Origin of the sequence: Pseudanabaena cinerea FACHB-1277, from assembly GCF_014696345.1 — a bacterium.
In the GTDB taxonomy this organism is placed as follows: domain Bacteria; phylum Cyanobacteriota; class Cyanobacteriia; order Pseudanabaenales; family Pseudanabaenaceae; genus Pseudanabaena; species Pseudanabaena cinerea.
Genome location: NZ_JACJPY010000096.1, coordinates 1 through 14,969, shown reverse-complemented (window position 1 = coordinate 14,969; position 14,969 = coordinate 1). Strand labels below are relative to the sequence as shown.

Here is a 14,969-nt window from a genome sequence, read left to right as displayed (position 1 = left end):
GTTGGATAACATCATAGATATTATTTTTTTAATTTATGGCTTCTAGTTTAACAAATTAGGAGCGCTTTTTTCTGATTATTTTCTATCGTTCAACACTTCTGGTTTTATATTACTTGGCTTTTATCGTAGTTTGGCGATTAAAACCAAAAATGTTTGTATTTTTAGTACTGTCAATTTTAATTAGTACTATTGGTTGGTTTTTTCCATCATTTCCTCAATTTATTGCTGGTTATGCCTCTGGATGGATTTTTTGGTTGAGCGGATTATTATTAGCATGGAAAGTAAAACCCTCTAGTCAGATGGAATTATCCTGTCCTCTTATTAGTTATATTTTATTATTTCATGCTACAAATCATTTCTTAACAGGTAAATCAATTTTAATAGGACTAGGATTTAACAATTCATTTGCTAGCTTTGTCAATTTCTCTGACTTAACAATTTTGCCAATCTGCATATTAATAATCTGTGAAATTACACAGCGCTATTTTGATGGTTTTATTTATTTGCGGCTAATCTGTTTTCTGATTCCTATTTTTCATATAATTTGGTTGATTGCGAATGGCTCTGTTTTACAAGATCCACAATCGTTAGTAGCCTCCTTATTTACTATAACGGCAATAATCTTGATTAAATACGAAACATCTGTCAATATCTTGAAAAAAGTAACTTTTATGGGGCGTATTTCCTATGCCTTCTATCTATTACATATGCCGATCGCTATACTAATGCACAAATACTTTCCTTGGCAGGGGACGGGTTTTAGTTTCTCGCTGGGTTTATTGATTTGGCTTTGTATCACTATATTATTGTCTAGTTTTCTGGAGCTTGTCATGCAACCTAAGATTAAACAGTATTATTTAAACTAATTGTGAAATTCGGAGAGATAAATTTGGATAAATTGACACAAATGTCTGAAGAGCTTGTTTTCATTACTTTATGCGATGATGCCAATAGTCCACTTGTCCAACCACTATATTCATCACTGCGAGGAAACTTACGGATTATTGAAACTTACAGTCTACGCTTAGGATGGCTCTCAAAGATCTTCAAGGTTCACGAATTTTTAGCTGCTGATACTGAATATTGCCGACAATGCCATCATCGTACTTACGGATGCCTATGATGTGCTGGCGCTGGAGATTCAAAAACGAGTTTACGATGAAATTCGTGACACTTTCCATATTTAGTTTTGATCTATATGCTGTTTAATTTGCTCAAGGATCTGTGGCATTGGCCAGTATCCCCATGATTCTGTAACTTTATGGTCTTCAAACTTGAAAATTTCTAAGGCTTCAAATTCAATTCTTGCTCCACTAGCAGGAATTCCCACAAATTCACCTAGATGAGTGGCTGTAAAGTAACCGCGAAAGGCAATTTTCTCGCCCTCTTCAATGAGGTCATTAATCACTACTTGAATGTCAGGAAAGGCTGTGTGGGTTAGTTTTAGGATGGCGATCGCATCTTCAACACTTCTGACTTGAGGCAATCCATGATCATAGTAATCTGCCGCAAAATAATCATGGAGATCTTCGTAATTTTTGTTGTTATAAATATCAAAAAAATATGTGAGAATTTCTTTGTTAGTAGGATACTGAGACATTTTGTATTCTTGTGATGCTAGATGTTGATAGACTAGGGTAGCTTAAATTAATAACAATCGCAGCACAAAAAAGTTGCGATACAAAGCAAAAAATAAATCTCAAAAAATAAATCGCGAAAATAAACAGAAGCAAACAAGAATAAATATTAGCATGATCCCTCAAATTCAACCTTGGATTGATGATAGTGAATGGCAGGAAGTTAAGCGGGTGATGGACTCCACCTACTTGACTGAGAATAAAGTAACGGAACAGTTTGAGTCTAGTCTGAAGGCAGTAACGGGGGCGGAACACGCAATTGCAGTCTTCAATGGTACGGTGGCTTTGTACTGCATCCTCAAGGCTTTGCATATTGGACATGGGGATGAGGTAATTGTCCCTGATATGACCTTTGTGGCTTCCTCGAATGCCGTAATTATGGCAGACGCAAAACCTGTTTTCTGTCCAGTTAGAGCCGATACGCTCTGCATTGATGTTGAGGCAGCAGTAACTATGGTCAATGACAAGACCAAAGCGATTATGCCTGTGCATTTGTATGGTCAGAGTGCCGATATGGATGCGGTGCTTGAATTTGCAAAGCGCTTTGATTTGAAGGTGATTGAAGATGCAGCACAGGCGATCGGTGTGCAGTTTCACGATCGCCATGTTGGTTATTATGGAGACGCGGGGGCGATTTCCTTCTATGGCAACAAAACGATTACCTGCGGTGAAGGTGGGGTTATTTTGACCGACAATGAGGCGATCGCGGCAACCTGTCGGCGGCTCAAGAATCATGGGCGATCGCGGCGTGGCACTTTTATCCATGAACAGATTGGCTTTAATTTCGCAATGACAGAAATGCAAGCAGCCGTTGGTGTTGCTCAGGTAAGAAAGCTAACTGCCATCATTGAGCGCAAACAGCAAATCCATGAAGCTTATATGTCAAGGTTAGCTGATATACCCCAGTTAAAACCTCTTTTCATCGATCCGCGCTGTAAACCCGTGCATTGGTTTACTTCCTTTTATGCTGAAAATCGCCATGAACTAGCGGACTATTTAGCGAAACAGGGAATTCAAACCCGACTATTTTTCTGTCCTCTGCATCTGCAACCTTGCTACGAAGGCTGGGGTGATCCGCGTATGGACTATTCCGTTAGTACATCAGCCTATGAGCGGGGTATTTCGTTACCATCTTCCTACAGTCTGACTGAACAAGAACTAGATTTAGTGATTATGGAAATTCATCGGTTCTATCAATAGTAGGAATTACTCAAAAAGATGAAATGTAAGGGTAATTCATGAATTGCCCTTACGATAAAATCAAACATTCAAGGCATTTTTGCGTAAGTCCTAATTATGAGTGATTACAAATGGAATTACCGCTTTCTCAAACCGCCGACTATCTGCACTACCGCCAAAAAGTAATTACGGCTTTAGCCGATCTAACCCAAGGGAACTTATTATCCGAGGCGATCGCTTCTGGTCGTGATTTTCTGCATTTAATTAGTCCCGATCAGGTGGCGGGTGTCACCAAAATTCAGGTGCGAGAAGGACATGGCTCTCAACATCTCAATGATGAGCCACTTAACACCCAGTTTCAGGCTTACTTAGAAACCGTGATTAATCCTCAGATTCAGAGTGGTTTGCTAAGCGATCGCACCACATCGGGAAGTTATGACGATCGCAAAGTGCGCTGGTCGGGGGCAGGAGTGGCTGGCTTTTGGGAGCGTAGTCAAGACACCTTCACCCTAGAAGTTGCTCCGACTAGCTACCCTCAATGTCGTCTAGACATAACGCGAAGTTCTCTAGAATCACTAAAGTTAATGCTGCGAGGCTTGACAAATTACCAAGATCCCTATGCCTATTTTGCTAGGGGGATTGGAGTCGCGGTGATTCCTTTGACTACGGATGGAAATGTCTATATTGGTAGGCGCTTGAATGCATCGGACTATACAGGAGTTCTCAACTTTGTGGGCGGATGGGCGACATTTTCTGCTATATCTCAAAACATCAATTTTTATCAAGATGCTCAACAGGAGTTGTGGGAAGAAATGAAAATTTCTATGACTTTAAATGAGACTAATACTCGTTTTATCGGTATATCTGGTCATCCCATCACGGGAGAAGTTGATTTAGTCTTTGTGGTAGAAACGGAAATAGGCGATCGCCATTTTGAATCAGGGCAATCAGGGAATTGGGAAGAACATTCTTCTTTAGTTCGGATTAGTAATAAGACTGAAGCTGAGAAACTCCTAGAACATGGACTCTTACCCAAAGAGAAAGAATCTTGCAATCTGATGTTTTCTTCACGATTAGGATTAGAATATTTAGTTAAATACCATTGGTGATTCGTGAAACTAGTTATTGTGCGTCATGGTGAAACTGAGTGGAATGTACAGCATAGGGCAATGGGACAATTAGATAGTCCCTTGACCCCAAAAGGTATCCAACAGTCTAGGGCTATTGGCAATCGCCTACATCGTCTAAAATTCACTAGCCTTTATAGCAGTGACTTGGGACGTGCAGTGCAAACCACCAATATCATTGCGGAAATATGTGCCAAGAAAATCATTTTTGATCCAGAATTGCGAGAATGGAATATGGGAATATTTCAAGGATTAACCGTCTCTGAAATGCACGAAAAATTTCCCCAAGAACGACAAGACTACGAACAGATTGGTGATGAATATATCATTCCCGAAGGTGAAAGCTTAGACCAGTGCAGAGATAGAGGTTTTCGTATGCTGAATGCGATCGCTGAAAGGCACTCAAATGAAAACCTTCATGAAAACCTTGCTGAAACAGGTGATGAAACCGTAGTGGTGGTGACTCATGGTTGTGTCCTCATGGGATTTTTTGAAATGGTACTCGATCTGCGATCGGGAAATACTTGGCGGTTCAAACTAGATAATGCCAACTTTTGCGCCTTTGAATATGCAAACGAACGCTAGAGTCTTGTCGTCTGGAATGATGTGAGTCATCTGGAAACGATGATTTTAAATATCAATAGCTTTTAAAAAGCGATCGCAGTATAATGCTTTACCACGAACAATGTTGGGATTGATAATCGCCAGAATTTTAGCTCCATGCTGAATTTTATGATACTTGCCTTTTGTCGTATTTTTTGTCGATTCCACTAAAGCCGTTTCTATTTTTAATTTCTCAATTTTTTCGACTTCATTATTTTTCGGGATAGCGTTACGATTGAAATTTTGTCCATAGAAATTAGCTAGAGTTTCAGGATCGGCAACGAACCAGCTTTCCATGACTTGAACCATGAGATGGATTTGCTGTTCATTCATACTTTGCATATCCCAAGAAGGATCGCGAGTTTGCAAATGTTGTTTGGGTCTTTTGATCCCGTCATCAGCATCTTTAACAAAGGCTTCTGAGTCGACTAGCAAAAAAATATAATCAGGATTTTCGTTTGGTCTTTCGAGCGCTGTTCTAAACATATTCAATGTTTCATTTCTACTGCCACAGCAAGTAACTTGAAATCTGCCAGAAGAACTAGCTGTTGCTTTTTCTAGAAATTTGGTCATTCCTTCTCTAAGCATCGCTTTACCATTTTTGTCCTTCCCACCACCTTCCATATAAATTTTAATATTAGTTACCATCGATTTCCTCCCAATTCACCCATACGCCACAATTCACCAAGTGTATATTCTTCTAATAGACTTTTTACGTTATTAGGATTTACTCTGTTCAAATGACTCCCTGTTTCATCACGTTCGCAAACCAATACGGCTTCAGGCACTTCACTAAATGCTGAAATTAGTACATCAGAGTGTGTAGTTACAATTAATTGAGTACGTTGCGATGCTTCAATTAATAAATTAGCAAGTGTTGGTAAGATATCAGGATGTAAGCCTAACTCTGGTTCTTCAAGGCAAATTAGAGGTGGTGGAGTAGGATCTAAAAGTATTGAAAGTAAACACAGGTAACGCAATGTCCCATCAGATAAACGGGTTGCTGGTATTGGTTGCCTTAAGCCTCTTTCATGGAGAAAAATTTGAACCGTACCGCCAGATATTTTTGTTGTAATATCTTCCACTAAGGCATAAAACTCCTGCATCTTTTGAGTTATTTGACTCATGCCGATACGGTGTTGCAAATTATTAAGAATTAAACCTAAGTTACTGGCATCTTCTAAAAGGAAATCTTCTGGCAAATCTACTTTCTGCGGTATTCTCGCTGCCGTATACCTACCAAAGTTCCACTCGCGATAGAGCTTTATCTCAGAAAATTGATTAGCTACATAGGTTAATTCTGGATAAAGATCGGGATCTTTACGCTGAGAAAGTATAGATTGATCTAGCTTTAAGGACTCTCTCATTAAGTTTCGATATTCTGATAGTTTCTTGCTGGAGGGGCGAATCTCCTTAGACATTCTCGTATTAATTGTCGGATTTCCGTGTTGATAACGATAGTAGAAATGAACATCTTTTTCGTTAGGATAGTTTTTGTTTTTGTTTTCGATTGCTTCATCAATAATCTCTAGGCGCTCAGCGACAAGGGCAAATTCAATTCGATGACGCAGTGGCATTGTGCCATCAGGATAATTGATTAGAGCTTCGATTTTTGCTACAGGAGAAATGTCTTTGCTACCTTTCCAAAACCATTCCCTAGCACCTCCGCCATCACGAATTGGTTTCATTAAGTCTTTCGGTGATGCTTGGAGAAACCCAATTATTTCAAGTAAGTTAGACTTTCCAGAAGCATTAGTTCCAATAATTACATTAAGCGGTTGTAGATCAATTATCTCTTCGTTACTCCCATACGAAAGAAAATTTTGAATCTTTAATTGATGAATAAATCTTGATCCATTCATATGTTTTATCTCTTACTTTAATTACTTATCTTTGATTTTTTTATAAATATTTGTCCATACTAAACCTAAAAATAGTCATGGTTTTATATATTGCTCCTAGCATAGCTGCCTCTTGATGTCTCTCGCTAAATCCTAGTCTTTTAGAGGTTGGAACAACGAATGACCGAGCCTAAAATTCGATCAATTGCTGCCAATACCTCATCGCTTAGTTTTATTCCTGACGCAGCCGCATTATCGACAATTTGTTCAGGACGACTAGCACCGATAATCGCGGAAACTACATACTCAGAACGTAGTACCCAAGCCAAAGCTAACTGGGACATACTCACTCCTACTTCTTGGGCGATCGGTTTTAGTTGCTGCACTGCATCGAGAATGCGATCGCTAAATAACTCCTCTAGCAAATACCAATTCATCTGAGCGTTGGCTGCCCGCGAATCCTTTGGTGGAGCTTGTTGAGGCTGATATTTACCAGTCAAGACACCTTGAGCTAAAGGCGACCAAACAATTTGACCAATCCCATTAGCAGCACATAGGGGAAATACTTCCGCTTCAGGATTGCGCCATAGCATCGAATACTGTGGTTGACTAGAAACAAAGTGTTCCGTATCAGCAAAACTAAAGGCTGCTTGAATTTGTGCGGGACTCCATTCACTAAAGCCAATGTAACGCGCTTTGCCCTGACGCACTACCTCCGTGAGTGCCAGCATCGTTTCCTCTAAGGGTGTGTCTGGATCATAGCGATGGCATTGATAGAGATCGACATAATCGGTACGCAATCGACTTAAGGAAGCATCAATTTGTTTGCGGATCTGATGTGCGGATAAGCCTTTATCAGTCGGTGACATCGGGAAAAAAACTTTGGTGGCGAGCAGATAATGCGATCGCTCAATTCCTTGTAAAACTTCTCCTAGAAATGACTCCGCACCACCCGCCGCATAGGAATTAGAAGTATCAATGAAATTAATCCCCACATCAAAGGCTTTATGAATACAAGCCTCGGCATTTTTCCTTTCTACACCCTCATTAACACCCCAAGAACCAAGACTAATTTCTGAAACCAACAATGCGCTATTACCCAATTTTCGGTATTTCATAGATTCACAACTGCCTCTTTTTCTTCATTTGCTTCATTCTTTGATTGTAAAGTCATCGGGATCTGCAATCCCAAAATTAACGTGCAAGATATCATAAACAGAGATAAAGCAAACCATAAAAAATGATTGCTATGAAAATAAAAGGTTGCTAAACATAGAGAAGTAATCCCCAGAAAACCACTGCTCAAGTAAGTATTGCGGACAGCCGCGCCCTCACTCAAACCCGCAAAATATCCATCAAGAATATAAGCACATCCTGCGCTCACAACCACAAGCGGTATCCAATCAATATAAACTTTAGCAGTTTCAATTAATTCACCATGACTTGTGAATAGATGGAATAGGGGATCAACCCCAACAACAGCAACCAGCCCAACCATCACACCAATTACCAAATTAGTGCCTAAAGCAATCTGCAAAAGTGGAACAAATTTATCCTTTGCTCCCTGACCCTGAAATTGACCAATAAAAGTCGCCGTAGCATATTCCACGCCATCACACATATACATACTGAGCGCCACCATTTGCAACAATAAAACATTTTCCGCCAGAACTTCAGTTCCCAATGTGGCGCTAAAAGCATTAAAAAGAATGAATATACATACGATCACAATGGAGCGAACTGATAGATTGCCATTCAACATAAAAGCCGCCTTCAGTGCTGACCAATTCAGGATTTTCCCTGTTAAACTTGCGATTTCTGTAAAAGAAACCTGCCGCCCAATCATCACCAGCGCTACGAATAGGGTTATATATTGACTAATCGCTTGAGAAAGCCCAGCCCCCATGCTTGACCAGTTCCAAAGAACTATATAAAGGTAATTTAGGACAATATTCGCAACATTGCCAATAATAGTTAGTAAAAGAACTTTACGGTTTTGTTCCTGTCCTAACAGCCAGCCAATTAAGACTAAGTTGAGAAAAGCCGCAGGCGCACCCCAAATCCGACTATTGAAATAACTAATTCCTGCAAGTTGGACATCGGGAGCCGCGTTCAGCAACATAAAACCGATCTTGCCTAAAGGGTATTGCAACAGCAGAAACAGCAGCCCTAAGCCTAGAGCAATTAAAGCATTTTGCAGTCCTGCCAGTAATATCGCTTCGCGGTCATCGCGTCCAACGGCTTGAGAGGTAATCGCGGTTGTGCCAGACTTAATAAAGGAGCAACTCTCATAAAGAAAGTCAAAGATAATCGCTCCTAGCGCCACACCTGCTAAATAGCTAATATTTGACAAATGCCCTAAGAAAGCTACGCTAATAGCCCCTGATAGCGGTATGGTGATATTCGATACCACATTGACAGCAGCAACTTTGAGAAAGCGATATAAAAATTCGGGTTGCAGCAATGTCAAAGCCTCCTAATTTATATACTTTAGTTTAGCTTAAGTTCAGCCTATCAATATGAATAGGATTTCCTCTATTTTTTACTTTGTTATATTTGTTATATATTAATTTTGTGACTGTATTAAAATTGCCAATACCACCAATTTCAATAAATTCATAATTTATTATAGTGAATTGGAAAACCAAAAATGAGAATCACAATGTGCTGTATTGGATAGGACTAGGTTTCTCTAGTTCTATACTTAGTCGACAATTGTTGTGATAACTTTGCATTTGCTCTCATTTCTTAATGTTAAAGCAAAAAAGGAATGGCAGTACTTAGCAATACCATTCCCTTGAGAAATAATTAGCTAGACATAAGTACACTAAAAACCTAGAAAGCCATCCTGACTGCATAGAGTGCAGGATGGCTTCTGGATTTTAGGCTTTAATTATGGTGAGCGACTCACTAATAATTTACCAATAACTTTACTTTTAACTTTTAACTTGCCTTAGGCAAGAGCAAAACTCAAACACAGCAACTCATCACAAGGTGCTGTTGTAGTCAAAAAGCATGGTGGTCATATAGCGCTCTGTCCATTCTGTCCCAAAGGACTTTTCAAGAACACGCCTTGTTTTATCATTTTGCTGTTGCTTCTCGCAGTAATAGCGCTGACCAGCCAAAATTTGCTCGATCTCTAGGGATGTGGTCAAAGGTGTGGTTGCCACTGCTAGTTGACAATGCAATGTCAAATATTCGCGCACTCTTTGCAAAAATGCCGCTTCTTCACGATCGCCGATCGGTCGCACAAATAAGCAAAAATCTGAAAAAATATCACCCCACTGCGGCAACTCACGGGGTTGTTCAAAATGGATCGCAGGTAAACTAGAAAGGGCATTGTAATAACTGCGCGGTAAAGCGCGTTCAGGGTGCACGGGTGACAAATCCGCGATCGCCGCACTAATGCTGCCACGCCCACTCACCAAGTCGGCTCCAAAAATGGGAATAGCATATTCAGGTTTGGGAAACATCACGCAGTGCAGAATGTCCAGCCCATTGCCCACCCGCGCAAGTTCTAGGTGCAGTTTCCGAAATTGAGTTGTTTGGTAACAATAATTTTCAATAATCAGGCGCTCACCTTCTAATGCCCCTTCCACATAGCCCAAGTCTTCTGGCACTAGATATGGTGATAGGTGTAAATTTTCGCGCCAAACAGTTTCAATACAGTTAGCTAAATCATGGATTAGTGGGTACTGTTGCGATCGCAGCGATGTTGGCATAGATTTAGTCATAGCATTTTTATTAAAATTATTAGAAATTTGGGTTAAAATATAATGGATTATGCCCGCTTCATTTTGATTTAATCCCTTTCCACCTAAAGCTAGCAGCACGGAAGACCACTAAGTATATGAATTGTGTAATGTCTATTTTTAGACTGGGAAGGGCTTGTAAAAATATTTATGCTTTCACGATGCCTTATTCGTCGTGCAAAATATGTGCAGTTTGGTAGGGTGCGTTACATTGCATTAACGCACTCAAACCTTTCTCATACTGATTACTTGTGTGTTACGCTCCGCTAACACACGCTACTCAACTTTTATGCAATTAGAGCTAAAGCCGCAATATGCTGAGATTCCTATGGGCAAGCAAAAACATAAGGAAGCCCTAGTTAAGCAAGTGCTTCTTAAAGAAATCGAGGGTATAGCCAATTTGCAACACTTGATTACTGCGCTTGCTAGAGCCATGTCCCTCATCGGCAAAAATTACTAATTGCGAAGGAATGTTTTTTTGTTCCAATAGCTTTTGCATTTGCACCGCTTCACCCACAGGCACACGGGGATCATTTGCGCCTTGGATGATCAGTAAGGGCGCTTTGATGCGATCGCTGTAGGTGATGGGCGATAGTTCTAGCAGCGCTTGCCGATCTTTCACAGGATCGCCATATTCACTAATTCGCAAAATGCGCCGATAGGGAGCCGTATTATTTAAAAAAGTGACCAAATTGCTCATCCCTACATTAGACACCCCTGCATCGTAACTACCTGCAAACTTGGACATTGCTATCAAGGTGGCATAGCCACCATAGCTGCCACCCGTAACGCCCACCTTCGGCTCAATGCCATTAACTTGCCAGTTGCGGCGAATATGCAGTGCCGCATCTTCGATATCGCCAATCACCTTGAGGCGATCGCGTCCATTGTCAGCATTCAGCCATGTTTTGCCATAGCCATCACTACCGCGCACATTCGGCTCCACAAACACAAACCCTGCATTCACAAATAGCTGGGCATAGCGATTGAATCCTGGCACGCTCTGCCCTTCGGGACCACCATGAAAATGCACCACCACAGGGCAGGGTTTGGCTAATGGATTTTGAGAATTATTAGTACAAGCAGGCGATCGATAGACAAACATGGGTATGTCAGTGCCATCCTTAGCCTTGTATGATTCTAGCTCTGCTGCCACAAAGCGAGAGGTGTCAATTTCGGGTGTACTCGGCAATACCCATTGAGTTAATTTTTGGGTTTGCCAATCGTAAACATAGCTCAACCTCGGAGCCTTGGCACTTTCTACACCGATAGTAGTAAATCTACCATTGCGGGTAGTGGAACCTGCATACACATGATCGGCATTGGCAAATTCAGGGAGCTTGATCGCACTGAAATCATTGGCAGCGATCGCCTGTAAACGGGTATAGCCCCCATCATTAATGGCATAGAGAATCCTTTGCCTTTGATCGTCAATATCGAAACTATCGACATCAGCCGCGATCTCAGGGGTAATCGGTGTAAACTGTTGATTTTGATAGCGATAAAGACGGCGAAATTCACCAAATTTAGGCGTTAGTACTAAATATTCATCGGCAGTCTTGCCATATTGAATGCTGTATTCTTGCTGCTCGCCCTGACCGATTAAGGGCTTAGTGGTGCGCGTACTGACATCGTATTCATAATATTCCCTTGCTAAACTGCCCGTAGCCTTGCCGAAAAGAAACTTTTGGCGCTTGCCCGTGTCAGGATTCACAAATACATCGGCAATCCACCAAAGACCATCACCACCAGAGATTTGCACCTTCTGTTTGGTTTGCAGATCGTAGCGATAGATAATATTTGCATCAGGTTTAATGTCATTGGCGCTGAAGTAAATCGTGCGTCCGTCATTATCAACATATTGCAGGGCTGTCCTTACCCCTTTGATATGTTGAATTACTTCTAATTCCCCTCCCTTAGTTGATTGTAAATATAATCCTGGATTCTCTTCTCCTTGCCGATCGCGGGATAGGAGCAAATATTTGCCATCGACAGTCATCCCCGCAATCGTAGTGGCATCTTGCCCCCCTGTCACCTGCACAGGAAATCTTTGCGCTCCATCCAGTCGCCATACCTGCGATGTTCCCGTCACTCCCCAACTAAAAAACATTTGCTTGCCATCGGGCGTAACCATGCCCATACCTGGCGATCGCACATCCAAAATTGCCTCAATGGGGCGGGTGACATTGGCGGGTAAAGCAGGTGGTGCATAGCGCTTGAGGGTTTCAGCATCAAGGCTGTCACGTCCTAGCCCTTGATAAGTAGGGTTAGAACTTTGGGCGATCGCCTCCCAAGGTGCTTGGCTAGTGGCGATCGCCACCATGCTTAATATCAAAGATAGCGATTTTGCTGTTAGTTTTTTCATTCCAAAAAAATTTTCCTAGTCAGGGGTCTGAGTTTTTATTTTGCCATAGGCAAAGTGAAAACCGCTCTAAACTAGACTCGGCGATCGCGGCATGACAACTTAATACATACAGTTAATACATACAGGCAAGAAAATCAGATTTTAATTTAGCTGCATCAAGGTTGCGCCCGATGAATACTAGTTCATTTTGGCGGTGTTCGTTAGGATGCCAAAGGCGATCGCGCGTGCCATCAAACAACATATGCACACCCTGAAATACAAAGCGTTCATCAATTCCTTTGATATTGAGGATTCCTTTCATCCTAAAAATATCCGCTCCCTGTTCTCTGAGGAGTTCGCCAATCCAAGCATTGACCTTCGGTAAATAGAGTTCACCTGATTCCACAATGGCAAGAGATGTTACGGTTTCGTCATGTTCATGGGCATCTTCGCCGAGAAATTCAGGGTCAATCTGCAAAGCGCGATCTAGCTCAAATGCCCCAACCCCCAAAACTGCATCCATTTCAATCTCAGAATTCTGGGTGCGATAGATTTTACACATCAAGTTCATAGATTTAATGCGTTGTTCTAGATCTAATAGCGCTGCTTCACTCACCAGATCGGTCTTATTTAGCAGAATAATATCAGCAAAGGCAATTTGCTCCTGTGCTTCTTCCGCTTCCCAATGTTGGGAAATGTGTTTAGCATCAACCACTGTCACCACTGCATCTAGCTTCGTTTTGGCGTTGACATCTTCATCGACAAAGAAGGTTTGAATCACGGGAGCAGGATCGGCGAGTCCCGTAGTTTCAATCACTAAATGATCGAACTTGTCACGGCGGCGCATCAGGTTGGTAATAATCCTAATCAAGTCACCGCGCACAGTGCAGCAAATGCAACCGTTATTCATTTCAAAGATCTCTTCATCGGCATTGACCACTAATTTATGATCGATACCCACCTCGCCAAACTCATTGACAATCACCGCAACTTTTTTGCCATGTTCATGGGTAAGAATGCGATTAAGTAATGTGGTTTTGCCTGCCCCAAGATAGCCTGTTAAAACTGTGACGGGAATTTGTGTGTTGGTGTCCATAGATTTTTGAGGGGTTTAGTAAAGATTGAATAAAATTTGAGAGGAAATTAACGCGCTAAAGAAAGCATTCCTAGCTACAACCTAATTGAGCTTCAAGTATTACAGAAGGGCTTTTGAAAGCGCCGCTTAGCGCCGTATGTAAAAATCCTTCTGGGTTTTAAATCAGCGCAAGGTGCTGTAGTTACTGATCGCCTGTACGAGATCGGCATAGGTAATATCAGGAATTGGCTTATGAATGCGAATGACACGATGAGGACTAGTCATAATCGCGATCGCCGTCTGAATGGGTGGGCAACCAGAATCTTGGCATTGCAATTGACTAAGAGAAATAACCGTTTGATGATCGATCTGCAAGATCTCATTCAGCCAATCCTTGATCTGCTGCGATTGTTCGGCACTAACAGTAGGTTTTTTTGGGAAAAGATTTACGGGCATGGGACGAAAATATCGCACTAAGTTGATTTGATTATATGCTAATAATGATAATCATTATCAAATAATGCTTAAATTAATTGCAAGTCAAAAAATATGCTGGAAGTCGAGCATTTAGCGGTCAGCTATCACGATGTCAATGCGGTGGAGGATGTCAGCTTTGCGATCGCTTCTGGGCAGATGGTGGCGGTGATTGGTCCCAATGGCGCTGGCAAAAGTACGGTTTTCAAAGCGATTCTCGGTTTAGTTCCTGCTTCTAGCGGTCATATGCGCTATCGATCGCGATCTTTACATCGACAACTTCGCACGGTCGCCTATGTGCCACAGCGATCGCAGGTGGATTGGGATTTTCCTGTGACGGTTTGGGGCGCGGTAATGATGGCGCGTACCCGTCATCGTAATTGGCTAGGCTGGATCAAAAAATCTGGCTGTCACTGCGAGAGCATAGTCAAATCGGCGCTTCAGCGTGTCGGCATATGGGAACTACGCGATCGCCAAATTGGCGAACTATCGGGCGGTCAACAACAGAGAGTATTTCTAGCAAGGGCGATCGCCCAAGAAGCAGAATTACTATTTTTCGATGAGCCGTTTGTGGGTGTCGATAAGAAAACGGAGGCAGTAATTTTTGATGTCTTTGCCGAATTAAAATCCCAAAGCAAAATTCTGTTAGTAATCACTCACGATCTTGGTTCCAATTTAGATAATTACGATCGCCTATTGCTAATGAATAAAGAACTAATTGCCGATGGCGATCGCGATACTGTGATTACTTCGCAGAATATTAAACGCGCCTATGGCGACAGCGTGATTTTGATGCAGAAGGAACTTACCTAATCGGAATAAAAATTCGCTCATGTGGGTAAATAGGTGAAATGGTAAAATAGGAAAAAAGTTTTGACGCAACAACAGACATAAACATGATCAAGTTTCCCCTAACTGAACTGTTAGACGATCAAGC

General features: G+C 41.6%; 15 protein-coding genes. 5 read left to right on the top strand and 10 right to left on the bottom strand.

Annotation, left to right across the window (positions count from 1 at the left end; translation table 11 throughout):
- The first annotated feature begins 113 nt into the window (after positions 1-113).
- Positions 114-866: an acyltransferase family protein gene (locus H6F44_RS19710; protein WP_190352738.1), complete on the top strand. Its 753-nt coding sequence runs from the start codon at positions 114-116 to the stop codon at positions 864-866.
- Positions 867-1,046: 180 nt separating this feature from the next.
- Here H6F44_RS19710 and H6F44_RS23645 read toward each other — a convergent pair whose 3' ends face one another.
- Complete coding sequence (locus H6F44_RS23645) at positions 1,047-1,181, bottom strand: hypothetical protein (RefSeq protein ID WP_277874142.1); 135 nt, start codon at positions 1,179-1,181, stop codon at positions 1,047-1,049.
- Positions 1,182-1,183: 2 nt separating this feature from the next.
- Positions 1,184-1,600 carry an ester cyclase gene (locus H6F44_RS19705; protein ID WP_190352736.1) on the bottom strand — a complete coding sequence of 139 codons (417 nt, stop codon included), beginning with the start codon at positions 1,598-1,600 and terminating at the stop codon, positions 1,184-1,186.
- Between the two features lie 151 nt (positions 1,601-1,751).
- On the opposite strand from H6F44_RS19705, the gene H6F44_RS19700 reads away from it, so the two are divergent.
- The 3 genes from H6F44_RS19700 (at position 1,752) to H6F44_RS19690 (ending at position 4,528) form a co-directional block, all read left to right on the top strand.
- On the top strand, positions 1,752-2,837 hold the full coding sequence (locus H6F44_RS19700) for a DegT/DnrJ/EryC1/StrS family aminotransferase (RefSeq protein WP_190352734.1): 1,086 nt from the start codon (positions 1,752-1,754) through the stop codon (positions 2,835-2,837).
- 110 nt (positions 2,838-2,947) lie between these two features.
- The gene (locus H6F44_RS19695) at positions 2,948-3,925 is read left to right on the top strand and encodes a hypothetical protein (RefSeq protein WP_190352732.1); all 978 of its coding nucleotides are present in this window, start codon (positions 2,948-2,950) and stop codon (positions 3,923-3,925) included.
- A 3-nt stretch (positions 3,926-3,928) separates the two neighbouring features.
- Complete coding sequence (locus tag H6F44_RS19690; protein ID WP_190352730.1) at positions 3,929-4,528, top strand: histidine phosphatase family protein; 600 nt, start codon at positions 3,929-3,931, stop codon at positions 4,526-4,528.
- 45 nt (positions 4,529-4,573) lie between these two features.
- On the opposite strand, the gene H6F44_RS19685 is transcribed toward H6F44_RS19690, so the two are convergent.
- From H6F44_RS19685 to H6F44_RS19650, 8 genes are all read right to left on the bottom strand, one after another.
- The gene (locus H6F44_RS19685) at positions 4,574-5,194 is read right to left on the bottom strand and encodes a DUF4276 family protein (RefSeq protein ID WP_190352728.1); all 621 of its coding nucleotides are present in this window, start codon (positions 5,192-5,194) and stop codon (positions 4,574-4,576) included.
- Positions 5,188-6,408 carry an AAA family ATPase gene (locus H6F44_RS19680; protein WP_190352727.1) on the bottom strand — a complete coding sequence of 407 codons (1,221 nt, stop codon included), beginning with the start codon at positions 6,406-6,408 and terminating at the stop codon, positions 5,188-5,190. The genes H6F44_RS19685 and H6F44_RS19680 overlap by 7 nt, the downstream gene beginning before the upstream one ends.
- 140 nt (positions 6,409-6,548) lie before the next feature.
- The gene (locus tag H6F44_RS19675) at positions 6,549-7,505 is read right to left on the bottom strand and encodes an aldo/keto reductase family protein (protein WP_190352726.1); all 957 of its coding nucleotides are present in this window, start codon (positions 7,503-7,505) and stop codon (positions 6,549-6,551) included.
- On the bottom strand, positions 7,502-8,851 hold the full coding sequence (locus H6F44_RS19670) for an MATE family efflux transporter (protein ID WP_190352725.1): 1,350 nt from the start codon (positions 8,849-8,851) through the stop codon (positions 7,502-7,504). The genes H6F44_RS19675 and H6F44_RS19670 overlap by 4 nt, the downstream gene beginning before the upstream one ends.
- Positions 8,852-9,374: 523 nt before the next feature.
- Entirely contained in the window at positions 9,375-10,121 is a 747-nt protein-coding gene (locus tag H6F44_RS19665; RefSeq protein WP_190352724.1) for a phycocyanobilin:ferredoxin oxidoreductase, read from the bottom strand.
- Positions 10,122-10,494: 373 nt separating this feature from the next.
- On the bottom strand, positions 10,495-12,504 hold the full coding sequence (locus tag H6F44_RS19660; RefSeq protein ID WP_242016669.1) for a S9 family peptidase: 2,010 nt from the start codon (positions 12,502-12,504) through the stop codon (positions 10,495-10,497).
- A 112-nt stretch (positions 12,505-12,616) separates the two neighbouring features.
- Entirely contained in the window at positions 12,617-13,579 is a 963-nt protein-coding gene (locus H6F44_RS19655; RefSeq protein WP_190352723.1) for a CobW family GTP-binding protein, read from the bottom strand.
- A gap of 162 nt (positions 13,580-13,741) precedes the next feature.
- Positions 13,742-14,032: a hypothetical protein gene (locus H6F44_RS19650; RefSeq protein WP_199302205.1), complete on the bottom strand. Its 291-nt coding sequence runs from the start codon at positions 14,030-14,032 to the stop codon at positions 13,742-13,744.
- A 75-nt stretch (positions 14,033-14,107) separates the two neighbouring features.
- On the opposite strand from H6F44_RS19650, the gene H6F44_RS19645 reads away from it, so the two are divergent.
- Complete coding sequence (locus H6F44_RS19645; RefSeq protein ID WP_190352722.1) at positions 14,108-14,845, top strand: metal ABC transporter ATP-binding protein; 738 nt, start codon at positions 14,108-14,110, stop codon at positions 14,843-14,845.
- Positions 14,846-14,969 lie beyond the last annotated feature (124 nt).

Bases quoted from the DNA above. Each gene is read 5' to 3' on its own strand.
- H6F44_RS19700 (WP_190352734.1), top strand. From the start codon at position 1,752: ATGATCCCTCAAATTCAACCTTGGATTGATGATAGTGAATGGCAGGAA.
- H6F44_RS19695 (WP_190352732.1), top strand. From the start codon at position 2,948: ATGGAATTACCGCTTTCTCAAACCGCCGACTATCTGCACTACCGCCAA.
- H6F44_RS19665 (WP_190352724.1), bottom strand. From the start codon at position 10,121: ATGACTAAATCTATGCCAACATCGCTGCGATCGCAACAGTACCCACTA.
- H6F44_RS19660 (WP_242016669.1), bottom strand. From the start codon at position 12,504: ATGAAAAAACTAACAGCAAAATCGCTATCTTTGATATTAAGCATGGTG.
- H6F44_RS19675 (WP_190352726.1), bottom strand. From the start codon at position 7,505: ATGAAATACCGAAAATTGGGTAATAGCGCATTGTTGGTTTCAGAAATT.
- H6F44_RS19645 (WP_190352722.1), top strand. From the start codon at position 14,108: ATGCTGGAAGTCGAGCATTTAGCGGTCAGCTATCACGATGTCAATGCG.
- H6F44_RS23645 (WP_277874142.1), bottom strand. From the start codon at position 1,181: ATGGAAAGTGTCACGAATTTCATCGTAAACTCGTTTTTGAATCTCCAG.
- H6F44_RS19655 (WP_190352723.1), bottom strand. From the start codon at position 13,579: ATGGACACCAACACACAAATTCCCGTCACAGTTTTAACAGGCTATCTT.
- H6F44_RS19685 (WP_190352728.1), bottom strand. From the start codon at position 5,194: ATGGTAACTAATATTAAAATTTATATGGAAGGTGGTGGGAAGGACAAA.
- H6F44_RS19705 (WP_190352736.1), bottom strand. From the start codon at position 1,600: ATGTCTCAGTATCCTACTAACAAAGAAATTCTCACATATTTTTTTGAT.
- H6F44_RS19680 (WP_190352727.1), bottom strand. From the start codon at position 6,408: ATGAATGGATCAAGATTTATTCATCAATTAAAGATTCAAAATTTTCTT.